This window comes from Elusimicrobia bacterium HGW-Elusimicrobia-1 (genome assembly GCA_002841695.1).
Classification (GTDB): Bacteria; Elusimicrobiota; Endomicrobiia; order PHAN01; family PHAN01; genus PHAN01.
Window position 1 is genome coordinate 1 of record PHAN01000022.1, and the last position, 24,665, is coordinate 24,665.

A 24,665-nucleotide genomic window follows, 5' to 3' on the forward strand; every position below is an offset into this window, starting at 1 on the left:
CCAAGGCGGAATTCCAGACGGAAAACTTTACTTCGTATGCGCCGCTTAGAGGTATGCCGTTTTTGTCGGTGAGGCGGCCCTGCAGGTTCATCAGGCGGGGGACGGAGGCGGCGCAAACGGAATTACAGACAAGCGCGACAAAAGCGACAATATACGATATTCTCAACGGCATAAACGCCCCTCCCGTTCCCCACAATTTTAAGATAAGGACGCCGAAAAACCACCGTCACATCATATAGCAATGGTTTGAGATTTTTTCAAGGTTTTTTTAAGGATTTTTTTTCAGCGCGTCATACAGTCCGGGATGGAAGGGATTTATCATAAAAGCGTTTTCGTAATGCGCCCGTGCCGACGGTCCGTCGAGGCGAAGCGCCGCGATTTCGGCCAGCACAAGATGGGGCGTGACGTAATTGCGGTTGCCGTCGGAGACGGCGCGGATAAAACCTTCGGCCTCGTCGAGCCGTCCCAGCAAAATCATGGCGCGGGCGACTTTGACGGCCACAACCGGATTCTTGTCGGCGGCATACGCCCGCTCGTACTGGGTCAGAGCCGCCTCAAAATTTCCTCTGCGGCGAAATTCGTCGCCGAGGCGCGCGTGCCTCATAAGGTCCGACGGTATCAGTTCTTCTTCGGAGCGAATTTCATATTGCGGCAAATCCGGCAGTCCCGTCGAGGCCGGAACGGCGAAGCCCGCGATATGCTTGCGCCATCCGCGCTCGATTTTTGCAAACGAACTCCCCGTAACGCGCGCGAGCGCTTTTTTCTCGTCGGACTTTCTCATTTCGGCAAGCCATTCCGGTATTACCCTGTCGCCATATTCCGCGACTATGAAATCGACGAAACTTGCCGCCTGCGCAAACGCAAGGGAGATGTCGTCTTTCGTGGGAAGATAGACCAGCGAGGGCGACATCTTGTCGAACGCTATAAGTTTGCCGGACTTAGCCGAAGCGGAAAGTCGGGAAGCGGAATAATCCGACAGATAAAGCGGTTTGCCAGAACGCCAGAGAGTATCCGTCCACCGGGACAGTCCCTCGTGCGCCCACAACGGGCAGTTGTATTTGCTGACGCGGTTAATTACAAAGTGCGAATATTCGTGCGCGAGAGTGTCGAGCCAGGCGTATCCCAGAGCAAGGTTGCGCGGGGAAAGTATCATCAGGCGGTTGAACTTGCATATCCCGACGGTGCCGGACTTCTCCAAGAGTTCCTTGCCCAGCGTGCTCGCGGCGGCAAAACTGCCTTTGTCCGGATAAATCTCAACCAAAACTTTTTGGGGCGCGGCATATCCGAATATGTCCGCGGCGGTAGAGCGGATTTTTTCAAGACGCTCCAGAGCAAAGTCGGCAAGCAGCGCGTCGTCGGCAAAATAGCGTATTACAAATCCTTCGGATTCTTTTTGAAGAAATCCGTCGGAGAGGCCGGCCATATAGGCCGAATAGTTTGCCAAAAAATCTTTTTGCGATAACGGCGGCGACGACAGCCCTGATGCAGCGGGATAATCTCCCCGATAGAGAGCCAGCCACGCCGACAGCCGTTTTTGTCCGGACGACGACGCGGCCGCGACAAGTTTTTCCGCCGCATCGAAATCACCCGCCTCAATGACGCGGTAAAACTCTTTTTCCGACTGGGTTTCGTAGTAAGCCGACGACGGAACGAAAAACAGCAAAGTCAAAGCCGCCGCCGCAAGAATCGCGTTTTTCATTCGGCCAGCCGCCTGTAATATTTTTTTATCATTTCCTCGTAATCGGCGGGATGTTTCTCTTTGAGATATTTGAGTATGTCCTGACGGAACGCCTGCGGCGCTTTATAATCCTGCGCGCCGGGAAGTTCGACTTTTTCCTCGCGCGCGCCCGTAAAACCCCCCGCGCCCGACGCCGGTGAGGCCCCGCGGCTACCGCCGCCCGACGGCCTCAGCGTAGGCGCCGGCCTTGAGCCGAACGACGCGCCTCCCATCCCCTGCGACGCCGACGAGAGATTTTCCGACGACGACGCCAGCAACTCAATAACTTTTTTCTGATCCGCCGCGCCGGATTCCGGCGCAAACCCCGAGAGCTTGGCAGCCGATACGCCCATCAGGTCCATCGCCTCGGCGATGGTCTCAAGGGTATCGTAAGGCACTGACGCCGTCCCCTTGGCAAGTTTTGCCAGAGCGTCACGCGCCGACGACAAACGGCCTTTGAGCGCGGCCTGCCGCGAAGCGTCGACGGCGGACGTCTTTTTTTCCTGCGATGTCAGCGGCGCTTCGGGACTTGATTTAAGTATCCGCGATATTTCTTTTTCTTCGTCCGATATTTCCCGGGCGGCCGCAATATCGGATTCCTTTGAGGGACTTACGGACGATTCCATACCCGATATTATGCCGCCGTAACACGATATAACGTCGTCGAGCAGTTTCTGCGAATTGGATACTTTTCCGCGCGCGAACTCTTCGCGGATATTTTCCATAAGATTTAGAGGCCAGGCCGCGGGAGCGTGGCGGCCCGACAACGAACGCGCTTTTTCTACGGCGGCCCGCTGGCGGACGGCAAGGATTTTGAGTATGCTTTCCTGCCCGGCCAGAGTTCTTGAGCGGCGGGCCGAAATAGTTTTTTCCGTCGAAGCGAGTATTTTTTCCTGCTCCGCGACAATGTCCGCCAATTCGCCGGACGCGCGCGAAAGAGCCGCCGCGGATTCCGCGGGACGACTTCGGACGGAGAGGTTTTCCGACGCCTTTTTAAGAAGGTCGCGCATTTTTACGAGTTCCGCCTTCATCTTGGACATCATTTCGGCGGCCGACGACATATTCCCCGCGGCCGCCGCGGCGCGGATGTCGTCGAGAAGATTTTTCGCCGACGGAAAATCCATATCGCGCGCGGCTTGCGAATTGACAAAATCTTCCGGAAGAAGCTGCGGCATATCGCGGATGAGTTTTTCTATCTCGCTCATAACGCGCGATATTTCGCCCAATTCGGCGGACAGGGCATCCGCGTTGAGCGCCTCAAGCGCCTCCATAGCCGCGTCGAATCCGCGCTCCATCGACAGAAAATCCGTTTCGATGTCGGCATAGCGCTGATATTTTACGACGTCGGCGGCCAGAAGCGCCAGATTTTCAAGCGCGGCGACGGCGCGCGACTGGGCGGAGGCCAAACGTTCGCGCTCTTTGGCGGCGGCGGCATCGACGGCATCGGTCATAGGTTTGGCCGCCACGGCTTTAAGGTCATCGCGTATGCCGGTGTATTCTTTCATCAGATAGCCGTCGAAATAAGGGTCGGAAGACATTTTATCGAGGGTCGCCGACAGAGCAGACGCCAACTTTTGCGCCGAGGCGCGGATGGCCGTCTGCTCCGAGGCGAGCCGTTCCCAGGGCGCGGTCTTTTGTTTTTCCAGTAAATCGCGGGCGGCCGTCTGCGCGCTCAGAATATCCATTGACGACGAAGCGAACGCCTCCAACTCCGATATTATCGCTTCATGATTTTTTTCGTACGTCATTATCTCGATGGCGTACGTCGCCGAACGGCCGATATTTCCCGCCGCATCGCGCGCCGTCACGCAGTATCTTATGCCCGATGCGTCCGGTTTTAACTTTCTTAAATCCAGCGTGTGTTCCGCTATCCATTTGCGCGGAGTGTCGTCCTCCGTCGGAGACACGGCGTATTGCGACTCTTGGCCGCCCAATAGATGAAATGTCGCCGACACCGCGCCGAAATCGTCGCGGCAGACAAAAACCACCGGTATTTTCTCGTCCCCGGCCGCCATAATATCCCGCGCGGGCGAAACGATTTCTACCGTCGGCGCGAGGTCCCGTTTTACATCAATGCGATATTCCGGAGAAAGAAACTCGAAGCCGCCGGCGGAAGTCGCGTATTTATATACGCCGGAACGTCGGGGTGTCAGCAGCGCAGAGGCCTTTTGGCCCGAGGAGTCCAGCTTCATCTTTGAAACGGATTCGCCGATTATTATCGAGGCGGCATCCAGCTTGCGCGACGCAAAAGCCGTTATTTCGACGGACGTTCCTTCGAGGTATTCCAAATTCGGGTCGTTTTCCGTTACGCGGGAGTCGGTTTTCGTGTACGACGGATATTCATATTTGACGAGAAACCTCCGGAAAACGGCCGGATGCTCCACCTTTATCCGATATTCGCGAGTGCGAGCGCCGCCCAGCGCGAAGTAATATTTCATATCCTCGTACACCGCCTCAAAACGTTTTGTCCACACCGCGGAATCCGCCGACACCGACGACTCCGGCGCAATTCTTACGGCGCGTTTTCCCCCTTCCGAGACGTAAAGCCGCGGAATTTCGCGCGATGATACCGGCAGCGCGGCGGAAATCTCGACGCCGTCGCCGAATACAACGCGCGTATCGCCGGGCGACACCGCAATGGCGGATGAATCCAGCGACGACTTAGACAGGGCAATGAGAGCGGAGCGGAATTTGAGAGGATAACCCAGAGCGAACGCGGCAAGAAAAGCCGCGAGGGCGGCAAGCGCCGCCGCTTTTTTCGACAATCCGAAAGGCACAGAATCCTCGGCGCGCGAGGCATCGAGCAGCTTTGAAGTTTTTTCTATGTGGGCGAGGGCCAGAACTTCCGGGAATTCCGCCGCGCCTGCGGCATACGACTTATCGGTCAGAAGGGAATATGCCGTCGAGAAATCGTCGGACAGAGAAGGATTCAGGTGTTCGTGAATACTGATGAGCCGGGCCGGTTTGCAGGCGAATTTGAATTTTATCGCCGCGCGAACCGTCAGATAAACCGTCCACGCGCCCTGCAGCGCCGACAGATGGGCGTAACCGATTACGGAAACATTCAGAAACGCCGAGGCAAACGCGGCGAGACCGAATATGGCCGCGGCAAAAACTGTCGAATCCGCAAGCAACCGCGCCACGGCCGCAATCAGATATCGCCGTCTCAGGCGCGCAACGAAATAAATTATTTTATCCCCGTGATTCATCTTGTCGCCTCGCGGCGCGCGGATCAAATCGGTTCAATTTGCCGAATGTCAGATTTCATGATATTCCGTCGGAGGGAACATTTATGGTAAAAACCCGTAAACACGGGCCGGGGAGATTTTTTGCCGCTGACCGGCGAACGCGGAACGTTTATGCTTTTTTCACCGTCTTACCCCTTTATGACCCCAAGAGGCCGCATCCGCGCTACCTTCTTTGCGATTCCCGCTCCGGAGCAGACAGCCGCCACTTCAGAAATATCTTTATAAGCTTCCGGCGCTTCCTCGGCCAGAGTTTTCCACGATTCGGAAACGACATAAATACCCTCGGAAGCCAGGCGATTTTTCAGTTGTTCGCCGCGCACTTTTTTTAATATCTGCGAGCGGCTCATAACGCGGCCCGCGCCGTGCGGATTGGAGCCCCACGTTTCTTTCATCGCCGGTTGAGTGCCCGTAAGAACATAACTGGCGGTACCCATTGTTCCCGGCAGAAGCACCGGCTGCCCGATGTCCGCATAAGCGCGCGGAATGTCGGGATGTCCCGCCGCGAAAGCCCTCGTGGCGCCCTTGCGGTGCACGACAACTTCCCTGCCCGCGTGTTTTTCGCGCTTGGCTATATTGTGCGCCACGTCGTAAACCAGCTCCAGTCCTATATCGGACAATGGACGGGCGAGAACCCTTGTGAAAACTTCGCGCGTCCAGTGGGTAATGAGCTGACGGTTGGCCCATGCGTAGTTTGCGGCGGCCGCCATGGCGGAAAAATACTTTTGACCTTCGGGCGATGAAAACGGAGCCGCAGCCAACTGGTGATCGGGAAGCCGTATGGAGTACTTGCGGGATATCTCGACGAAAGATTTGGCGTTGTCATCGCAAACCTGATAACCCAGCCCGCGGGAACCGGTATGAATCATTACGGTAATCTGCCCCGCAAAAAGACCGTAAGCGGCGGCGGCGCTCGCGTCGTAAATTTCCGCCACTTCCTGAATTTCAAGAAAATGATTGCCTGCGCCGAGTGTGCCCAGTTGTTCGCGTCCTCTTGACGCAGCGCGGGGCGAGACCGCTTCGGGATCAGCTCCATCCATGGCTCCGGATTCTTCGGTAAAGTCAATATCCGACGGAACGCCGAAACCGCGTTTTACCGCCCAGCCGGCTCCTTTTTCAAGAACCTGCCCGACTTCCGACTGCGACAGAGTAATTTTGCCCGTGGAACCCACACCCGACGGAATATGGCGGAAAAGTTCGTCTATCAATTCCGAGATTGTTATTTCGTTTCTGGAAAGATTTGTCCTGAGAAGTCGTACGCCGCAGTTAATGTCGTAGCCGACGCCCCCCGGCGATATTACGCCGGTGTCCGCGTCGAAAGCCGCCACGCCCCCTATCGGAAATCCGTAGCCCCAGTGAACGTCGGGCATAGCCATCGCAGCGCCGACGATTCCGGGAAGACAGGCGACATTCGCCACCTGCTCGGCCGCGCGCTCGGCGATAATGTGCGGGACCATTTTTTCCGACGCGTAAACAATCCCGGGCACAAGCATATCGCCGGTTTGTTCAATGCGCCATCGCCAGTCGTCGATTTTTGTGAGTGGAATGATTGATGTCATACATCGCCAATACGCGAATTGTCGCTTAATTTCCGACGGGGACACCTACATTCAAAATCCCCCTATATTCCCCAATAAAAGAAAGAAATTCCCCCTTAATAAAGGGGGTGGGGGGTTGTTATTTTTATTCCCCCTTTATTAAGGGGGAATTATTGCGCGGGTTCGACGACGTCTCCGGCGCTGTCGCCGTTACCATTTTCTTCTTTTATAACGGTGGCTATAGCCGCAAGACGGTCGCCTTCTTCGAGCCGCACCAATCGCACACCCTGGACATTTCTTCCTATGACCGAAACCGCCTTGCAGGCCAGGCGTATAGTTATGCCCTTTTGAGTCATAAGCATAACGTCGTCGGTATCCATCGCTTTTTTAACGCCGATGACCCGTCCGTTGCGGTCGGTCGTCTTCATATTTTTGACGCCCTTGCCGCCGCGGGTCTGCAGACGATACTTGCCGACTTCGGTGCGTTTGCCGTATCCGTTTTCGGAGGCCGTAAGAAAAATATCGTCCTTGCCCACGACTTCCATGCCCACAACAGTATCGGTCTTGTCGAGTTTTATTCCGCGAACGCCTTTGGATGCTCTGCCCATGGAACGCACGTCGGTCTCTTTGAAACGAATCGCAATACCGTCGGCGGTGGCGATAATGGCCTCCGACTTGCCGTCGGTGCGCTTAACATCCATAAGTTCGTCGCCCTGTTCAAGATTAATGGCGATGATGCCGCCCTTGCGCGGATTGGAATATTCCGACAGAGGCGTCTTTTTTATCGTGCCGTTCCTGGTGCACATCAAAAGATATGTCCCCTTTTCCTTGTCCCCGTCGAACGCCTGTATCGGTATAGTCGACGTCACGCGCTCTTCCGACGAGGCGGATATGAAGTTGACTATCGCCTTGCCCTTGGACGCCCTGTTGCCTTCGGGTATTTCATAAACCCTCAGCCAGTAACATCTTCCGCGGCTGGTGAACAACAGCAGGTACGCGTGCGTGTCCGTAGAGAATAAATCTTCGACGAAATCCTCTTCTTTCGTCGTCATACCCGTGACGCCGCGTCCGCCGCGCCCCTGCGCGCGATACGTGGAAAGCGGTATGCGCTTAATGTAGCCCGCGTGGGATATGGTGACGGCGACCTCTTCGTGCGGAATAAGATCTTCTTCGTCGAGTTCCACCGCCTGAGCTATTATCCTGGTGCGTCTCTCGTCGCCGTATTTTTCCCTCAAATCCTCGAGCTCGGTTTTTATGACAGACAGCACTTTTTTGGGATCGGCGAGGATGGACTTAAGTTTTTCTATGAGTTTTATGAGCTCCAGATATTCGTCGTCGATTTTCTTGCGCTCCAGATTGGTGAGTTGCTGGAGTTTCATGTCGAGTATGGCCTGCGCCTGTATTTTGGAGAGTTTGAACTTCTCCATCAGGCGTTCTCTGGCGTTCTCGACGTCCTTGGATTCTTTTATCGTCTTTATGACCGCGTCGAGATGATCGAGCGCGATTTTAAGACCCTCAAGAATGTGGGCTCTGGTTTCGGCTTTCTTTAACTCAAAGCGCGTGCGGCGGACGACGATTATTTTGCGGTGCGCGATGTAATTTTCGAGCATCTGCTTTATGTTAAGCACTCTGGGTTTGCCGTCGACAATTGAGAGCATTATCACGCCGAAGGACACCTGCATCTGCGTGTGTTTGAAAAGTTGGTTTAATACGACCTGCGCATTGGCGTCGCGTTTTAGTTCTATAACCACGCGCATGCCGTCGCGGTCGGATTCGTCCCTGAGGTCTGAAATATCGTCGAGCTTTTTGTCGCGGACGAGGTCGGCTATCGTCTCTAAAAGATTGGCCTTGTTGACCTGGTACGGAAGTTCGTTGATTATTATCGCCTGCCGGTTGCCCTTGATGCCTTCCACTTCGGCCTTGGCGCGAATCTTTACCGAACCGCGGCCCGTCTCGAAATAATTTTTTATGCCGGAACGGCCGTAAAGTATGCCCGCCGTCGGAAAATCGGGGCCTTTGATTATTTTTCCGATTTCGGCGATGGTTATGTCGCGGTTTTCTATGAGGGCGGAAATTCCGTCGAGGACTTCCGTAAGATTGTGGGGAGGAATGTTCGTGGCCATACCCACGGCGATTCCGGCCGAGCCGTTTATAAGAAGATTCGGCAGCTTGGCGGGCAGGATTACCGGCTCTTCCATGGAGCCGTCGTAGTTCGGCATAAAGTCGACGGTCTCTTTGTCGAGGTCGCCGAGCATCTCTTCGGAGATCGAGGCGAGACGCACTTCGGTGTAACGCATCGCGGCGGGAGAGTCGCCGTCTATCGAGCCGAAGTTTCCCTGGCCTTCGACGAGAGGATAGCGCAGCGAAAAATCCTGCGCCATTCTGACCATAGAGTCGTATACGGCCATGTCGCCGTGCGGATGATATTTACCGAGACAGTCGCCGACGACACGCGCGGACTTCTTGTACGCGGTGCTGTGGCGAAGGCCCATCTCTTTCATCGTAAAAAGTATGCGACGGTGAACGGGTTTGAGGCCGTCTCTTATGTCGGGAAGAGCGCGGCTCATTATGACGCTCATCGAGTAATCGATGAAGGACGTCTTCATTTCGTCTTCAATATTGCGAGGGCTCACGCCGGGCGGCAGGATGTCGAGGTTTTCCTGTTTCATAGAGGCGGCGAGCGCATTTGCGACGGCATCGGTTTTTTCCGGCGGCGTTTTCTCGTCCGACGGAAGTTCTCTCTCGGGCGGAAGTTTGTCGTTTTTTTCTTTGTCGTTTTTGTCTGGCATTGCGCGGTTCCTTTCAAATACTTTTTATGATGGTTGTCATTGCGAAGCAATCTATTCTTTTTATATATCCAGATTTCTGACTAAGTGAGCGTGCTGCTCTATAAAAAGCCGGCGCGGCTCCACTTTGTCGCCCATAAGCGTAGTAAATATTCTGTCGGCCTCGATGGTGTCCTCGAGCCGCACCTGCAAGAGCTTGCGGTTCTTCGGATCCATAGTTGTTTCCCACAACTGCTGGGGATTCATCTCTCCGAGACCTTTGTAACGCTGTATCGAAGATCCGGATGTCCCGATCTTTCGGACTTCCTCCGGCAGCTGCGCCAGCGAACTCGCCTCGACGATATCCTTTGAAAGTTTTATACGGATTATCGGCGAATTCGACGGCGCGTAGTCGGCCATAGAAAAACCGAAATCGTCGAGCTTTTTTGCGGTTTCGTTTATTTTGGCGATTTCCCAGAGATCTTTTAACTCGGGCCCCAACTCGGATACAAGCGACTCGGGGTTTACATCCTCGCCCTCCGCTTTCATCTCCGCGGCAAGTTTCTCCTGCTGTACGCGGATATAATCGGCCTTATACGCCTTCCACTCTTTCTCGGTGTATATGTAAAGCGGGGGAGTTTCCAGATCGATTCTGTAAAGCGGAAATTGAGCGGCTTGCGCGAATTTGAAATAGTCGTCGACGGCAACGCCCTTGCGCGCAAGTTTCTTAAACAACGATTCTATCTCCGCAAGCAACGCGACGAGGTTTTTGAGTTCGGGAACGTCGAGTTTTTTTGACGCCTTGCCCTTAAGCACGGCGACGTCTTCAATGGCGGCATAACCCTCGGCAAGCAGCCACTTATTGAGTTTATCCTCCGTCTCGACGTACATCTCTTTTTTACCCTTCTTGACTTTGTAGAGCGGCGGCTGGGCAATGTAGATATTTCCCTGCTCCACGAGCGGCGTCATCTGACGGTAGAAAAACGTCAGAAGAAGAGTCCTTATGTGCGCGCCGTCTATGTCGGCGTCGGTCATTATTATTATTTTGCCGTAGCGGAGTTTGGCGATGTTGAAGTTCTCTTCGCCGACGCCGACGCCCACGCCGACGGCGGTTATCATCGTGCGTATTTCATCGTTGGAGAGAATTTTCGTAAGGCGTGATTTTTCCACATTGAGAATCTTGCCTTTAAGAGGAAGTATCGCCTGAAAAGTCCGGTCGCGGCCCTGCTTGGCCGAGCCGCCGGCCGAATCTCCCTCGACCAAATAGAGTTCGGTTTTATCGGGGTCTCTTTCCGAGCAGTCAGCGAGTTTCCCGGGCAGAGACGCCGTATCGAGCGCACTTTTCCGTCGGGCGAGTTCGCGGGCTTTTCTGGCGGCTTCGCGGGCTTCGGCCGCGAGTACTGCCTTCTCGATTATCTTGTTGGCTACGTTGGGGTTTTCCTCGAAATAAGTCGCCAGAGAATCGCCGACGATGGACTTAACTAATCCTTCCACGTCGGAGTTGCCGAGTTTCGTCTTGGTCTGACCCTCGAACTGAGGGTCGGGCATTTTTATGGATATGACGGCGCAAAGGCCCTCTCTGACGTCGTCGCCGGAAAGCGTTATGTTCTGGTTTTTCTTTTTGACGTAATCGTTCAGCGCTCTCGTCAGGGCCGAGCGGAATCCCGTAAGATGAGTCCCCCCCTCGACGGTGCGGATGTTGTTGACGTAAGTGAAGACCTGCTCGGTGTAGGAATCATTATACTGCACCGCTATCTCGGCAATGACATTCTCTTTTTCCTTGCGGAAATATATCGGCGCGGGATGAAGCGTGGTCTTGCCGGCGGTAAGGGATTTGACGAAACTTACTATTCCCCCCTCGTAATTGAACGTGTGCTCCTTGTCCTCGCGCTCGTCGACTATGGTTATGCGCGTGCCCGGATTCAGGAAAGCGAGTTCTCTTAAACGGTTCGAGAGAATATCAAAAGAATATACGGCGTCGCCGAATATGACCGTGTCGGGTTTGAAAGTAACTTTTGTGCCGGTGTCGTCGACCTTGCCCTTGGGCGTCACGGGTGTTTTTACCGCGCCGCGCTCGTATCGCTGGAAATATATTCTGCCGTCGCGGGAAACTTCCACTTCAAGATATTCGGAAAGCGCGTTAACGCACGAAACGCCCACTCCGTGAAGACCGCCGGAAACTTTGTAAGATTTGTTGTCGAATTTTCCGCCGGCATGCAGCGTGGTCATTACCACTTCGAGAGCCGGCTTACCCTTGAATTTTGGGTCTTTCACGTCCTTCATCTCGTCTACGGGAATTCCGCGTCCGTCGTCGATTACCGTCACCGAATTATCGGCGTGAATGATAACGTCGACATTTTTGCAGTACCCCGCGAGAACCTCGTCAATGGAATTGTCCACGACTTCATAAACGAGGTGATGAAGACCCTGCGGACCCGTCGAACCTATGTACATAGCGGGGCGCTTTCTGACCGGCTCCAAACCCTCCAAAACTTGTATTGTGGATGAATCGTAGGCCTGAGTTTTTACGCCTGTGTTCTTGCTCATGATGTTTTTGTTTTTCCTTTCGTTGAATGTGACAGTTCTATTTTAATTTCCCGCACGTATCGGGTGCCCATGCGACGGTTCAGCGACTCCGTTATCAGGGCTTTGTTATAAAAAATCTGATGCATCGCCGCGCACGACGGCGCTTCCACAAAAATCGCGCCCTTACCGGCCGCCGACAAACGGCATCCCGCTCTTACTTGCGCGGGAAGCTCATCCCACGCCTCAAAGACCTTCCTGATATCGTCCGTCAGCCCGAAGGCCGCCAGAGCCGACTTTACGGCCTTGAGCGCCTGCTCCGGCGCGACCGCGGCCGCCGACGGCTTCCGGTTGAAAATCCGCGGTCCGGGCCGGCTGTTGTACTGATAACGCGGCTTCTTCGGAAACATATTTTTTGGGCGACGGTCGAATCACTCCGTCCTTATGGGCATCACTATGTACAAATACTTTTTAAGATTGGGAACCGACGGCGCGTCCGACGGAGAAAAGACCACCGGACTTACCCCCGAAACAAGTTCTATTCTGATTTCGGAATCCTTGGCCACTTTAAGAAAATCCATTACATAATTCAGATTGAACACTATGTCAATGGGCTTGTCCGTATAATCCGCGTCCAGTTCCACCTCGCCCTGACCCACACCGGCCACTGACGCCATAAGATTGATGCCGCCTTTTTGAAACGAGAATTTCACCGCGCTTGATTTGTCCTGCGCCAGGAATTGCAGCTGCTTAAGACCGCCCAGAAGTTCGCGCGCCTTTATCTTTGAGGTTATCTGCGACTCCTTGGGAATAACGCGTTCGTAATTGGGAAATTCGGAATCGATAAGCCGGGAACTCAATATAGCTTCGTTGACGGCAAAAGAAACCTGATTGTCCGAAAAACCTATTTTTATCTCGGTGGCCTCCATAAGATCCATAAGCCGAAGGAGTTCCACGAGCGCTTTATGCGGCACGATTGCGGTATGCGAAAATTTCGCGCCCTCTATTTCGCCGGATACAAAAGCCAAACGGCGCGAATCGGTCGCCACAAGTTTAAGCGTGTTCTTTTCGACGACGAAATAAACCCCGTTAAGAGCGTATCTTACGTCTTCGACCGAAACGGAAAAGATGGTTTTTTCTATCATATCGCGCAGCAGCACCGATTGAACCGAGATTATTTTCTGCTTGGGGAATTCGAGCTGCTCGGGATAATCCTTGGGAGAAAAGCACGGCAGGTTGAAACGCGAACGTCCGCACTTTACGTTAAGACGCGAACCGTCGTCGGTTTTGACTTCTATGAGACGGCCGGCGTCCTGCTCCCTGACCATTTCTATGAAACGTTTGGCGGGAATGGCGCATTCGCCGTCGGACAGTTCCGGCTTTTCTTTGTCGGTTTTGAGCGCGTCGGCCTTAAACGTCGCCTCCACGAATATCTCAAGGTCCGTCGCGGCCAAATGAACCGTCTGGCCTTTTATGCCGATATAAAAATTGTTGAGAATGGCCATTGTGGTCTTCGTGGATACGGCATTCTGAATCACGTTGAGCACCGAGAGCAACTTTTCCTTTGGAGCTTTTATAAGCATGATATACTTCCTCCGTTAAATTTAATAATTAGTAGTAATAGTAACAAGCAAGTTGAAACGGTTGAGAACCGCATATGCGGTTGTTTAAGTATCACAAAAAACAATACAAACGAGACAATACTTAATGTTGGTCTTTAGGTTGAAAATCCCGTCAAGTTATCAAGTTATCCATACCGCCGCCGGCTTGTCCACATAAATAGGACGTTATCAGCAAGTTATCACCAATTATTCCCCTTTTACCAAAAGGGGTGTCCCGAAGGGACGGGGTATTCGGGACGAGTCATTATTCCCCTCTAAAAAGAGGGGTGGCTGCAAATACCCCGTCAAACCTTCGGTTTGCCACCCCTTTAATAAAGGGGAACACAGCCGGGGTATTATTCCCCTTTGTTAAAAGGGGAATAATACTCGTATCAACGTCTGCAAAGCCCGGGGTTTTTATTCGTAAAAAGATAGAGTTTTCTCACTCGTAATTTATCTTCTTTACGATTTTATTGAGTTCCGCGCTAAAAAACGGGTCCGATTCCGCTTTGGCTTTAATTTTGTTTATCGCGTGTATCACGGTCGAATGATCTTTGCCGCCGAACTCTTCTCCTATGGCCGCGTGCGACGATGGGGTCATTTCGCGCGACAGATACATCGCTATGTGTCTGGGAATGGCGAGCATTTCCGTGCGTCTTTTGGATTTGAGATCGGAGAGTTTCAAACTATAGTGTTCGGCCACCGCTTTCTGAATCCTTTCTATGGTGACGGGCCTGGTTTCTTTCTCTTTTGTAATTATATCCTGCAGAATTTTTTTTGCCGTGTCGACGGTAAGAGGCGTTCCCAGCAGGGCCGCGTTGGCGGCTACCTTGGTGAGCGCGCCCTCCAAAACGCGTATGTTGGTTTTTATTTCGCTGGCCAGATAGAGTATTACGTCTTCCGGCACGTAAACGCGCTCTTCGTCCGCCTTGGAGCGGAGTATGGCTATGCGGGTTTCAAGGTCGGGCGGGTCTATCGGAACCACCAGACCCCACACGAATCTTGATATAAGACGCTCTTCCAATCCGCCTATGTCTTTGGGAGGTTTGTCGGAAGTAAGAACTATTTGTTTTTTGGAATCATAGATAGCGTTGAAGGTATAGAAAAATTCTTCCTGGCAGCTTGCCTTTCCCACAAGAAACTGTATATCGTCGATTAGAAGACATTCCACATTCGAATATTTATTGCGAAAGGTTGCCGGCGTGCCGAAACGTATGGAGTCGATGAAGTCGTTTATAAATGTTTTGGTTTGCACGTAAAGCGTTTTCACCTTTGGGAAGTTTTCGTTTACGCGGTTTCCTATGGCGTTGAGCAAATGCGTTTTCCCCAGTCCCACGCCGCCCCAGATGAAAAGCGGATTATACTGTTTTCCGGGGTCATTGGCCACGGCCCAAGCGCCGGAGTAGGCGAACTGATTTTGTTTTCCGACGATGAATTTTGAGAATGAAAGCTTCGGGTTGAATATAGAAGTAACGGCGGCTTCGACTCGTTCGACCGGTTCTTTTGCGCCGCCCGCGTTGAGTGTTTCACTTCCGGTCATTTCCCCGCCGGTTACGTTCTGCAACTCAATGTATTCAACGCCGACATCATTTCCCGACGGCAGACCGTAGGCGGCCGCCAGAGAGTTCTTTACATCGGCAAGGCAGTTTTCTTCCACCCAGTTGCGGAAAAATTTATTCGGCACCTGTAAGACGAATTCGGTGGCATTCTTGTGGAAAAGTTCAATCGGTGTAAGCCATAAATCCACCACATCCGAAGTGAATTTGGTTTTCAGGCCGTCGATGATTTTATCCCACAATTCCTTTATGTTTTCCATTGGGAGTATTCGAGTCATTTAGATGTTATCAACAGAATTTTCAACATATGTTGATAACTTATGTTGATACTTTTTGTTATCGTATATTGCTATGTTTTAGTAAATACTGACACTATGCAACCTGACACGTAACTACGGAACTTAAATTTTTATCATCGGAAAAAGCCGTTCGGGTATTATACTTTTTTTGTGGTGACGTGTCAAATAAACAGTGATTAGTGGTTAGTGGATAGTGTAGAAGAAGTGGATAGTGAAATAAAAAGAAGTGGTTAGTGATTAGTGAACAGCAGAAAAATACTAACCACTAACCACTAATCACTTCCCACACAGTGGCGAGTTTCTTAAAGTCCTCTATGTCGAGAGTTTCCGCTCTGGCGGCGGGGTTTATTCCCGCCGCTTCAAGCGTTCGCATAATCAGACCTTTATCGCCACCCGCAAGCGGCGCCAACGTGTTGGCCAGGGTCTTTCTTCTTTGTGAAAAAGCGGCGCCGATTATGTCAAAGAGTAATTTTTCGCGGCGCTTGTCCGACAGGCGCTTTTCCGGCGGTGATGGCACAAACTCCACTACGCTCGACCTCACTTTGGGCGGCGGCGAAAACGAGCCGGGGTTGACGTCGAAAAGAATTTTGGGGATGGAATAGTAGCGGGCGAAAGCGGTCAGGTAACCCGTTTCTTTTACTCCGAAGCGGCGGTTCGACGGCTCCGCGGCTATTCTGCGGGCGACTTCCCTCTGGAACATAAATACCGCCCTTTTCCAGAACCCCCCTGTGATTATTTTAGCAAGGATGGCCGTCGCCGAGCAGTACGGCAGATTGCCTATGAATACGGCCGGTTTTCCCCGCGTCAGCGCGTCGTAGTCGATTTTAAGAGCATCGCCCGAAACGATTTTTATCGACGGGAAAGCCGCCTCCAGCGGCGCTATGAGCTTTTTGTCGAGTTCCACCGCCGCGATTCTTGCGGCTCGCGGCTCAATCAGAGAAGTAAGGATACCTCTGCCCGGCCCGATTTCTATTACCGTGTCGGTCGGCTCTATCCGCGCCGCATCGACGATTGCTTCCGCGATGGCGCGGTCTTTAAGAAAGTTTTGTCCCAGATATGTGCGCATATCGGTATTTGCGCGCGAATAGATTTTTGCGGTAGTGACAGGTCGCGACCTGTCACTACTTGCCAACACAGAAACGAGAAAAAATTTCACTCAGGATGTCGTCCGGAGTTATCTCGCCGAGGATTTCGGATACGGCGTCGGCCGCCAACCTTAGCTGGTGAGCGGTAAGTTCCTCGTTCCGCGATGTCCTTCCGCATACCCTTGCTGCCTCCGCCAACGCTTCGACGGCCTCAGCCAGGGCCTTTTTTTGCCGCACATTGGCCACGATGACTTCGCCGGCGTCCGGCAGGCGCTTTCCGGCGGCGCCCGTGAGCAATTCCGCGAGGGCGGATTTTATCGCGTCGATGCCTTCGCCTTTTGCGGCGGACGCTTTTATTACGGGAGGTTTCAACTCTGCCGGAAAAATCGACAGCACATCTTCGGCTCCGGCGGCGTCCGGAAGGATGTCCGATTTATTTATCACGGCCACAAGCGCTCTGCGATTTGTTTCCCCCCGCCGCGATGTCCCGTCGGCGACCTTTGCGGCGAGTTTTGCCGTCATGACGTCGTCGGCGTCGAGTTTGCGTGAGCCGTCGAATACGGCTATGAGCGCGTGCGCCGATTGTATTTTCGCGCCCGTTCTGGCCCGTCCCATCTCTTCGACAGCGCCGGACGCGGGGCGCCCGGAAAGCCCCGCCGTGTCGTGAACCTTCCACAGCAGGCCGTCCCACCTCAGGGTCTCCGAAAGTGTGTCGGTGGTCGTTCCGGCCACCGGCGCGACTATTGCCAAATCTTCGCGGGCAAGGGCGTTGAACAATGAGGATTTGCCCACGTTGGGTTTGCCGGTTATGACGACATTCACTTCTCCCGCGAACATCTCGGCAGTGTTTTCTACGGCCTTTTCCATTTCTTTTTTGATGGATAAGATGCGTTCTGCCAGGCCCGCCCCGAAGGTCTCGCCGTCGGTGTCGTCTTCCGGATAGTCCAACTTGGCCTCAATAGTGGCCAAAATGTCCATAATATCTTTCCGCCATTTACCGGCTTCTTTGGCCAACCTTCCCTTGAGTTGCGCCAGACCGGTCTTTAAGGCAAAGTCGGTTTTTGATTCTATAACGGCAAGAACGGCTTCCGCCTGCGCCAGATCCATTTTGCCGTTAAGGAAAGCCCGGTATGTGAACTCGCCGCGCTCCGAGGCGCGAACGCCTTTCAGGGTTGTGGCCGCTTCAAGAATTTTTTTGGCGATAAAGGGATTTCCGTGGCAGTGGATTTCTACGGAGTCCTCGCCGGTGTAAGACGCCGGAGCCCTAAAAAACACCGCAAGCACCTCGTCTATGACTTCTTTTGTGGCGGGGTCTATAATATCGCCCGACGTCATTACCCGAGGCGCCGGTTTTTTGTCGCCGCCGCGGGCTCTAAACAACAGCGAAAGGACTTCAAGGGACTTTGGGCCGCTGATTCTTACTATCGCCACGGCCGAAGGAAGCGGCGGTGTGGACAAGGCGGCTATTGTGTCGTCGGTGGGATACATTATTTCGGGAGGCCGGCGCGTTTCATCCCCGCCCTGTAATGCGGAGGGAAAATCCGGCGGGAAAGATTTTATGAGAGCAAAAAAATTTCCACAGTTTTTTCTTCGCCTTGTCCGTGCGATCTTGAAGAGACGCTTTTAACGTCGCGCACGGTATCGTGTATTACTTTGCGATAATGAAAACCAAGCGCCCCGCCGGGCCATTTGCGGGTTTTGCCGTCGGCGGCCGTGTCGCGGGCGATTTTGAGAGCTTCTTCCCGTATTTTCTCTTCTTTGTGTTTGATTATAAAATTGCAGTCGAGATGTATTTTAATGACCGGATGACACCCGACATCCGCAGCCGGCCGCAACGCGCCGTCGACGGGATTCAGGGATTTCGCCGTTTTTTTTGTCTGAGAATCCCTGCTTTTATTGATGATTTCAAATATGACCGTTTCGAGCGCAATTATAAGTTCCTCGTCGAGAACGTATTCGGGATCATTGCAGATTATATTGGAGTAAATCCTTCCCGTCATCATCGTGGTATTGACGGCGTCGGGGATTATACCCATGCGCGCGAGTATTTCAAGCGAGTGTTCCTTGAGAAGTTTTTGCGCTTCGGTATAATCCGGCGGACCCGCGGGGGGGACGGATTTCGGCTCCATCATTACCACGGCCTGCTGTTTTCCTTCTATTAAAAACAGACCCCGCAATCCCTCGTCGAGGATGGTAATGTCGACGTCCCTCTCGCGCAGAGAGAGCTTTTTAAGTCCCTTGGCGATGGCGTCTTTTACGGTTTTGCCTCTGAACTCATATTTCATAAAAGAGGTGCGACCTTCCGCCGGCCGCGTCAGTTATTGTGCTTTACCACTACGACTTCATTGTGCTCTTTGATTATTTCTTTTTCCAGGAAGAACAACTGAATCGTTATGGTAAGAACCGAGTTGATGAGCCAGTAGAGCACCACTCCCGACGGAAACTTAAGAAACATAAAGGTAAATACAGCCGGGAAAATATAGCCCATCATTTTATTCTGCGGGTCCGATGTGGCTCCGCTCATCATTTGCTGAGCGAACATTCCGGCGCCCATCAGTACGGGCAGAACATAGAACGGATCCGCGGCGGACAGGTCTTTTATCCAAAAAATCCAACCCGCGCCGCGCAGTTCGTAAGCGTTCCGGAGCGTTGTAAACAGTGCCCAGAAAATAGGCATCTGAAGAAGCATCGGAAGGCATCCGCTCAACGGATTCACGTGGTGCGTTTTATAGAGGTTCATCACCTCAACGTTCATGCGCTTGGGGTCGTCCTTGTATTTGGTTTGTAACTGGCGCATCAAGGGCTGCAGCCGTTTCATATCGGTCGTGGCCTTGAGCGATTTTAGCGAGAGGGGAAGTGTTACGGCCTGGATGCACAGCGAGAGAATGACGATGGCCCAGCCGTAATTTTTTGTTACTTTGTTTATGGCTATCAGGGCTTTCATAAAGAACTTGCCGAGCGGGCCCATAAAACCGAAATCGAGAGTTTTTTCAAGCCCCAGTCCGGTGGTCCCGAGAGCAGTGAAAGATTTTCCGCCGGCCACTACGCGGTAATCGACCGATGAGGCCTTTTTGTCCGCGCCACCCAGTATTATGGACAAATTGGCCACAGGCGGTGTCGCGCGGCTTTTGGGAGATACATCAAGTTTAGCTCCCGCAAAACCTTGGCCATCAACCGGAACCAGCGCCAAAATGAAGTATCTTGAATCTGCCGCAAGCCATCCGGCGCCGTCGAGCGATGAGCGGCCGGACTTAACGCGCACGACTTTCCTGCCGTCGAAATATTTCACGGCGTTGCCGGAGGCGATTTCCTTGGCGTCGGCTTTATCGTCGCCGATGCCGGCAGAAAACATCATGTCTATGGTTATCCGTCCGCCCTTGGAGATGCTCGCGGCGGGCGCGAAGGCGGCGCCGAAACCTGCCAGGCCGTCGGCGGTGAAGCGGTATGTCTTTATCAGCGTTCCGTCCGATGTCTTTTGCTCCGATATGACATCGTCGCCGCGTTTGATCAGCCGCGCCGGTGTGTCCGGAAGTGTTGCGAAAAATGCCGAGCCGGGCGCCGCCATATCCACCATGGCGGCTCCGCCGTTTTCCTTGAGTTCGTAGTTTATCAAAGCTCCGCCGCGGGAGCTGAATACCGCGCGGAGTTTTTCGGTTTCAAATACGAGTGTTTTTTGAGTTTCGGCCGGTGATTTGCGCGACGATTGTCCCGCAATTGCCTCGGCGGGCTTTGTCCGTCCGCCCGCGCCCTCGACGGCCTCCGAAGTTTTGGCCGCCGCGGCGGTTTCCGTCGGCGCGGAGGGGGGAATTTGCGCGGGGCGGTAATATTTTGTCCACAGAAAAAGAAATCCCACCGATATCGCCACGGCCAGAATAGTGTTTTTTGTCATTATAATTTCTCCTTAAAAATTATAAATTGAGTCAATTGAAAATCCCCGTTATTTGTCATTCTGAGTCCTTCGGCAAGCGTCATTCTGGGTCCTTCGACGAGCGTCATTCTGGGTCCTTCGGCGAGCGTCATTCTGAGCGTAGCGAAGAATCTCATAATGCCTCAGGATAAACTCCGCGTGACAAAAGCGAAGGATCCAGGGTGACATTTTGGACACTTTTTCAATTGACTCAAATTGCCTTATTCCACCGGGTCATATCCGCCTTTGGAAAACGGGTGACATCGGGATAATCGTTTTGCGCCCATCCACAAGCCCCTGGGAATGCCGTATTTGTCCACGGCTTGCTTGGCGTATGACGAGCAGGACGGATGAAACCGGCAAGCCGCTCCCGCCGGCGCGAAGCGGAAGTTCCTGAAAAAATCGATAAAAAAGAATATCGCCGTTTTCATTTGGAATTTCCGGTTTTTCCGACCAGACCCGCCGCGCCGAACGCCCTGTCGGCGAGATCCCGGAGCTTGTCGTAGCCCAGCGCCGTGGCGCCCGCTTTCGGCATAAATACTACGTCGGCGGGTTTCAGAAAGCTGTCTTTGGTCAGTCGGAAAATTTCTCTCAGGCGTCGTTTGAGACGGTTTCTCGACGCGGCTGGCCCGACCTTGCGGCTTACGACAAGGCCTATCCTCGACGGTTTCCCGTCGCGCGCGAGCACCAATATCCTGAGATATTCGGAGTTGAAGTATCTGGCGCCGCTTATAACTGCGGCGAATTCCCCGGATGAGTGGATTCTTTCGCTGTAGCGGAGCTTAGGCGACATCAGCCGGCGATACGTTTCCTGCCGTGCTGCCGGCGGCGGTTGATGGTTTTGCGGCCGCCGTGAGTTTTCATTCTGGAGCGGAAGCCCATCTTTTTCTTTCTTCTTCTTACTGAGGGTTGGTAGGTTCTCTTCGGCATCGGGACTCCTTAGTTGTTTAACATTGAGCGGTTGTTCTGGTGGGCGAGGTGGGAATCGAACCCACATGGTCTTTGAGACCGCAACATTTTAAGTGTTGTGCGTATGCCTTTTCGCCACTCGCCCTTTTCCTACAATGTGGGTTCTTTGCATAAGCCAACCGCTACTTTGAGGCACTCCACATCAATTCTACTAAAATCCCCGCCGACAGTCAAGTATTCTTAAAGGCAGTGAATAGTAAATAGTGAATAGAAAATAGTAAAAATAAAACTGTGGTGAAGCGACGGGCAAAACCATTTTTGTCATTGCGAGGAGTTGTAGGGGCGTATAATTATATGCCCCTACTCGATGAACGACGAAGCAATCCCACGGAATTCGTGGTCGCCCGAATAGTAGGGCAGGCACGGGTATTTCCGATATAAAAACGCCCCCGCGCGTCGTTTACGCCCGTTTGACCGGACGAACGGCTAAGTTGTATAATCAAACAAATGATATACAACTCGACAAAAAAGAAAACCGTCGCCGCCCTCGCCGCCAAAGCCGACGGTTTCTTTTTGCGTCTGCGCGGGCTGATGTTTAAAAAGTCGCTGCCGCCGGATTCGGCGCTTGTCATTGCGCCCTGCTCGGCGATACACACATTTTTTATGCGGTTTCCGATAGACGCGGCTTTCATCGGCCGCGACGGAGCGGTTTTAAGGGTGACGCGCAACATTCGGCCCTGGCGGCTCGCCGGACCCGTCGCCAAAGCGCGTATGGTCATAGAGACGGCGGCCGGAACGCTCGGCGAGGACGTTATCGTCGAGGGAGATATAATTTCTGTGGAGGAAAAAAGCGATGATTTGGCTTAAATTTTTAAAGAAGATAATAATGATACTCAACTCCGATATCTCCCCGCGTCAGATAGCGGCGGGCTTTGCACTGGGAGCGTTTTTGGGGCTGCCGCCGTCGAACATCGTCAATAATCTCGCCGTGTTTTTCATCATAATGGTACTCAACGTGAACATAGCTTCCGCGATGCTGGGCGCGGCCGTATTTGCCATTGCGTCTTTTGCCATTGACCCGGCTGCCGACGCCGTCGGATATTTCTTCCTGGCGCGAATGGAATTTCTGTCGCCTTTGTGGGTAAAGCTTTACAACGTTCCCATAGTTCCGTTCACGCGATTTTACAACACGGTAATGCTCGGCAGTTTCGTTCTTGCCGCCGCGCTTTTTGCGCCCGTTACATTTGCCGCCGAAAAGTTTGTTGTTTATTACCGCGTCAATCTGAAAGACAAAGTCGCAAACCTCAAAATAATGAAGGCCTTCAAGGTCACTAAGTTTTATTCGCTGTACGATAATATGAAAAGTTAAATCGCGTACAAAATCAGGCGGACACTTTTTGCCCAATATTTTCGGAGGATATAAATAATATGAGATGGAAGTTTATAGGGCCTTTCGCCATAGTCGCGGCTGTGGTTGTCGCTTTCAACATTCTTTTTCTCGACTTGCTGCTTAAAAAAGCGGTCACCGCCTCCGGCGAGGCGATATTCGGCGCCAGAGTGGAAGTCGCGCGGCTCAAGACGAAACTCTCCGACTTGTCCATAAACATAGAGGGCGTACAAATCGCCGATAAGTCCGACGCCTGGAAAAATCTCGTCGAAATAAAAAATATAAAATTCGCCGTGCGTCCGCTGCCGCTGCTTTCGGCCAAATTAAACATAGAAGAAATGTCCGTCGCGGGTATCAGATTCGGCGCTCCGCGCAAAACTTCCGGCGCCCTCCCTCCCCGCCAAGTCAAAAAAATCGAAAAAGCGCAAAAATCCGACGGAGTCGCGTCGCGTCTTGCCTCGGCCATCCTTGAAAAAGGAAAGAGCGAAATCTCCGCGCTCCCCGCCGCTTCCGGAATAAGAGACGCCCGCGCGGCGTTTGGAAAAATTTCGCCCGACATGATAAAGCTCGACGAACTTGAAGCCCCGCGCGAACTCGATAAAATGAAAGAGGGACTGCAATATAAATATACGCAAAACACCCAAAACCTTGCAAATCTGAACGTCCCTGCCCGTCTTGAGACGGTCTCGTCAGCCCTCTCGTCGGCCTCCAAAATAAGCATAAGCAACGTCGAAGAAGCCCGCGCCGCCGCCGGCGCGCTTGAAAATCTCGGCAAAGCCGGCGAAACCGCCCAAAATACTCTTAACGATATTTCCGCCGCGCGCGAGCAAATATCCGCCGATTTCGGTAAAGAAAAAGATATTCTGGCCCGCGTTGAGGAACTTAAAAACGCCGACCTCAAAAGAATCTCGGACAAGCTTCAACTGCCGTCGCTTCCGTCGGGCAATATTTCGTCGGCTCTTTTCGGCAGCGTCTGGATAGACAGGGTAAATACGGCCATCCATTATATGGGGCTTATAAGAAAGTATATGCCCGCCGGCAAGAAAGGAGAAGAAAAAATAAAAGTGCGGCCGCGTCTCAAAGGCCGCGACATAGAATTTCCCGGCCCTAAGGCCAGGCCGAAGTTTCTCGTCGAAAAAATATCGCTTTCCGGCGAGTTCGGCGACATTGCGAGTCCCGTGGCGTTTCTGGGGTACGCGTCGGATTTTACGAGCGACCCCGTTTTATGGGGAAAACCCGCTGTTGTAAAACTTTCGGGCGCGGGCGGCGGACGTTCGCTTGATGCCTCGGCCGTTTTTGACCACACCACCGACTTACCCCGCGATTCTTTCAACATCGCTTACAAGGGGATGGACGGAAAATCTCTGGGATTGCCGGAATCCGAATATCTGCCTTCTTTCGAGGATAGCCGCGCCGCCGTCGAAATGTCGCTTGAGTTCGTCGACGACGAAATCAACTCGCGGCTCGGTCTCGGTGTGAGCAAAATTTCTTACCGCCTGGCTGCCGACGCGGACGAATCGCGCAAAATGATCGCCGATCTTTGGAAAGGCATAAACGAAATCAAAATCGCGGCCCTGGTGCGCGGTCGCGCGGGCGATCTTAAAGTCACTCTGGAATCCGACATCGACCGAATTTTATCGGAGCGGCTCAAAGGTCTCTTCGGCGAAAAACTCAATGAAGCGCGCGCCCGCCTTCGCGCCGAAGTCGACCGGCTTACCGACGCCAAACGCGCCGAGTTAATGAAGGAATATAACGAGAAACGCGCCGCGGCGATGTCCGAAGCCGTCGCTCTTGAGAAAGATGCCCGCGCTCGGGTTGACGAAGTTCGCGCCAGGACGGACGAGATAAGCGCAAAAATAAAAGAAATCGAAGACCGCGAAAGAAAACGCGCGGAAGAAGAAAAACGCAAAGCGGAAGAGACCTTGAAAAAACAGGGCGCCGAAAAACTCGACCAACTCAAGCGGGATGTCTTCAAATAGCCCCCTTCGTAACAAAAGACGTGAAGGGTGAAGCGTAAAGCGTGAAGGGTGAAGAGTAGTTTTCCTTTAACCCTTCCCCTTTACCCTTCACGATTCACGTCTTATCTCTTCGTAACAACTTCGTAACAATTATTTTGTATAAATACTTGTGTTC

General features: G+C 52.9%; 18 protein-coding genes and 1 tRNA gene. 3 read left to right on the forward strand and 16 right to left on the reverse strand.

All coding sequences use genetic code 11. The annotated features are described in order from the left end of the window. Positions 1 to 268: 268 nt before the first annotated feature. The 16 genes from CVU77_08870 to CVU77_08945 form a co-directional block, all read right to left on the reverse strand. Positions 269 to 1,699, reverse strand: a complete 1,431-nt coding sequence (locus CVU77_08870; protein ID PKN00693.1) for a hypothetical protein — start codon at positions 1,697 to 1,699, stop codon at positions 269 to 271. After that, complete coding sequence (locus CVU77_08875) at positions 1,696 to 4,926, reverse strand: hypothetical protein (GenBank protein PKN00694.1); 3,231 nt, start codon at positions 4,924 to 4,926, stop codon at positions 1,696 to 1,698. The genes CVU77_08870 and CVU77_08875 overlap by 4 nt, the downstream gene beginning before the upstream one ends. A gap of 167 nt (positions 4,927 to 5,093) precedes the next feature. Next, positions 5,094 to 6,521, reverse strand: a complete 1,428-nt coding sequence (locus tag CVU77_08880) for an RNA-splicing ligase RtcB (GenBank protein ID PKN00695.1) — start codon at positions 6,519 to 6,521, stop codon at positions 5,094 to 5,096. 149 nt (positions 6,522 to 6,670) lie between these two features. After that, on the reverse strand, positions 6,671 to 9,169 hold the full coding sequence (locus tag CVU77_08885) for a DNA gyrase subunit A (protein ID PKN00710.1): 2,499 nt from the start codon (positions 9,167 to 9,169) through the stop codon (positions 6,671 to 6,673). 180 nt (positions 9,170 to 9,349) lie between these two features. Further along, positions 9,350 to 11,812, reverse strand: coding sequence for a DNA topoisomerase (ATP-hydrolyzing) subunit B (gyrB, locus tag CVU77_08890; protein PKN00696.1), 2,463 nt, complete (start codon positions 11,810 to 11,812; stop codon positions 9,350 to 9,352). Then, positions 11,809 to 12,198 (reverse strand): hypothetical protein, encoded by a 390-nt coding sequence (locus CVU77_08895; GenBank protein ID PKN00697.1) that lies wholly within the window; start codon positions 12,196 to 12,198, stop codon positions 11,809 to 11,811. The genes gyrB and CVU77_08895 overlap by 4 nt, the downstream gene beginning before the upstream one ends. Before the next feature lie 21 nt (positions 12,199 to 12,219). Beyond that, the gene (gene dnaN, locus CVU77_08900; protein PKN00698.1) at positions 12,220 to 13,371 is read right to left on the reverse strand and encodes a DNA polymerase III subunit beta; all 1,152 of its coding nucleotides are present in this window, start codon (positions 13,369 to 13,371) and stop codon (positions 12,220 to 12,222) included. Between the two features lie 460 nt (positions 13,372 to 13,831). Then, complete coding sequence (locus CVU77_08905; protein PKN00699.1) at positions 13,832 to 15,223, reverse strand: chromosomal replication initiator protein DnaA; 1,392 nt, start codon at positions 15,221 to 15,223, stop codon at positions 13,832 to 13,834. 286 nt (positions 15,224 to 15,509) lie between these two features. Further along, a complete protein-coding gene (gene rsmA / locus CVU77_08910) occupies positions 15,510 to 16,310 on the reverse strand; it encodes a ribosomal RNA small subunit methyltransferase A (protein PKN00700.1) in 801 nt (266 codons plus the stop codon). 55 nt (positions 16,311 to 16,365) lie between these two features. Then, positions 16,366 to 17,817 carry a tRNA uridine-5-carboxymethylaminomethyl(34) synthesis GTPase MnmE gene (gene trmE / locus CVU77_08915; protein ID PKN00701.1) on the reverse strand — a complete coding sequence of 484 codons (1,452 nt, stop codon included), beginning with the start codon at positions 17,815 to 17,817 and terminating at the stop codon, positions 16,366 to 16,368. 68 nt (positions 17,818 to 17,885) lie between these two features. After that, positions 17,886 to 18,614, reverse strand: coding sequence for a hypothetical protein (locus tag CVU77_08920; protein ID PKN00702.1), 729 nt, complete (start codon positions 18,612 to 18,614; stop codon positions 17,886 to 17,888). 29 nt (positions 18,615 to 18,643) lie between these two features. After that, complete coding sequence (locus CVU77_08925) at positions 18,644 to 20,218, reverse strand: hypothetical protein (GenBank protein ID PKN00703.1); 1,575 nt, start codon at positions 20,216 to 20,218, stop codon at positions 18,644 to 18,646. 239 nt (positions 20,219 to 20,457) lie between these two features. Continuing rightward, positions 20,458 to 20,667, reverse strand: coding sequence for a membrane protein insertion efficiency factor YidD (locus tag CVU77_08930; GenBank protein ID PKN00704.1), 210 nt, complete (start codon positions 20,665 to 20,667; stop codon positions 20,458 to 20,460). Beyond that, positions 20,664 to 21,029, reverse strand: coding sequence for a ribonuclease P protein component (gene rnpA, locus CVU77_08935; protein ID PKN00705.1), 366 nt, complete (start codon positions 21,027 to 21,029; stop codon positions 20,664 to 20,666). The genes CVU77_08930 and rnpA overlap by 4 nt, the downstream gene beginning before the upstream one ends. Beyond that, on the reverse strand, positions 21,029 to 21,166 hold the full coding sequence (locus tag CVU77_08940; protein ID PKN00706.1) for a 50S ribosomal protein L34: 138 nt from the start codon (positions 21,164 to 21,166) through the stop codon (positions 21,029 to 21,031). The genes rnpA and CVU77_08940 overlap by 1 nt, the downstream gene beginning before the upstream one ends. Before the next feature lie 37 nt (positions 21,167 to 21,203). Continuing rightward, positions 21,204 to 21,290 (reverse strand) — tRNA-Leu (locus tag CVU77_08945). 362 nt (positions 21,291 to 21,652) lie between these two features. On the opposite strand from CVU77_08945, the gene CVU77_08950 reads away from it, so the two are divergent. From CVU77_08950 to CVU77_08960, 3 genes are read left to right on the forward strand one after another with little or no spacing between them, the layout of a single operon-like run. Then, complete coding sequence (locus CVU77_08950) at positions 21,653 to 22,012, forward strand: hypothetical protein (GenBank protein ID PKN00707.1); 360 nt, start codon at positions 21,653 to 21,655, stop codon at positions 22,010 to 22,012. Then, entirely contained in the window at positions 21,999 to 22,514 is a 516-nt protein-coding gene (locus CVU77_08955) for a hypothetical protein (GenBank protein PKN00708.1), read from the forward strand. The genes CVU77_08950 and CVU77_08955 overlap by 14 nt, the downstream gene beginning before the upstream one ends. Positions 22,515 to 22,573: 59 nt before the next feature. Beyond that, positions 22,574 to 24,511: a hypothetical protein gene (locus tag CVU77_08960; GenBank protein PKN00709.1), complete on the forward strand. Its 1,938-nt coding sequence runs from the start codon at positions 22,574 to 22,576 to the stop codon at positions 24,509 to 24,511. The last annotated feature ends 154 nt before the right edge of the window (positions 24,512 to 24,665 follow it).

Excerpts from the sequence above, each read along its gene's own strand:
- CVU77_08870 (PKN00693.1), bottom strand. The coding sequence starts at position 1,699 with ATGAAAAACGCGATTCTTGCGGCGGCGGCTTTGACTTTGCTGTTTTTC.
- CVU77_08875 (PKN00694.1), bottom strand. The coding sequence starts at position 4,926 with ATGAATCACGGGGATAAAATAATTTATTTCGTTGCGCGCCTGAGACGG.
- CVU77_08880 (PKN00695.1), bottom strand. The coding sequence starts at position 6,521 with ATGACATCAATCATTCCACTCACAAAAATCGACGACTGGCGATGGCGC.
- CVU77_08885 (PKN00710.1), bottom strand. The coding sequence starts at position 9,169 with ATGAAACAGGAAAACCTCGACATCCTGCCGCCCGGCGTGAGCCCTCGC.
- gyrB (PKN00696.1), bottom strand. The coding sequence starts at position 11,812 with ATGAGCAAGAACACAGGCGTAAAAACTCAGGCCTACGATTCATCCACA.
- CVU77_08895 (PKN00697.1), bottom strand. The coding sequence starts at position 12,198 with ATGTTTCCGAAGAAGCCGCGTTATCAGTACAACAGCCGGCCCGGACCG.
- dnaN (PKN00698.1), bottom strand. The coding sequence starts at position 13,371 with ATGCTTATAAAAGCTCCAAAGGAAAAGTTGCTCTCGGTGCTCAACGTG.
- CVU77_08905 (PKN00699.1), bottom strand. The coding sequence starts at position 15,223 with ATGACTCGAATACTCCCAATGGAAAACATAAAGGAATTGTGGGATAAA.
- rsmA (PKN00700.1), bottom strand. The coding sequence starts at position 16,310 with ATGCGCACATATCTGGGACAAAACTTTCTTAAAGACCGCGCCATCGCG.
- trmE (PKN00701.1), bottom strand. The coding sequence starts at position 17,817 with ATGTATCCCACCGACGACACAATAGCCGCCTTGTCCACACCGCCGCTT.
- CVU77_08920 (PKN00702.1), bottom strand. The coding sequence starts at position 18,614 with ATGAAATATGAGTTCAGAGGCAAAACCGTAAAAGACGCCATCGCCAAG.
- CVU77_08925 (PKN00703.1), bottom strand. The coding sequence starts at position 20,218 with ATGACAAAAAACACTATTCTGGCCGTGGCGATATCGGTGGGATTTCTT.
- CVU77_08930 (PKN00704.1), bottom strand. The coding sequence starts at position 20,667 with ATGAAAACGGCGATATTCTTTTTTATCGATTTTTTCAGGAACTTCCGC.
- rnpA (PKN00705.1), bottom strand. The coding sequence starts at position 21,029 with ATGTCGCCTAAGCTCCGCTACAGCGAAAGAATCCACTCATCCGGGGAA.
- CVU77_08940 (PKN00706.1), bottom strand. The coding sequence starts at position 21,166 with ATGCCGAAGAGAACCTACCAACCCTCAGTAAGAAGAAGAAAGAAAAAG.
- CVU77_08950 (PKN00707.1), top strand. The coding sequence starts at position 21,653 with ATGATATACAACTCGACAAAAAAGAAAACCGTCGCCGCCCTCGCCGCC.
- CVU77_08955 (PKN00708.1), top strand. The coding sequence starts at position 21,999 with ATGATTTGGCTTAAATTTTTAAAGAAGATAATAATGATACTCAACTCC.
- CVU77_08960 (PKN00709.1), top strand. The coding sequence starts at position 22,574 with ATGAGATGGAAGTTTATAGGGCCTTTCGCCATAGTCGCGGCTGTGGTT.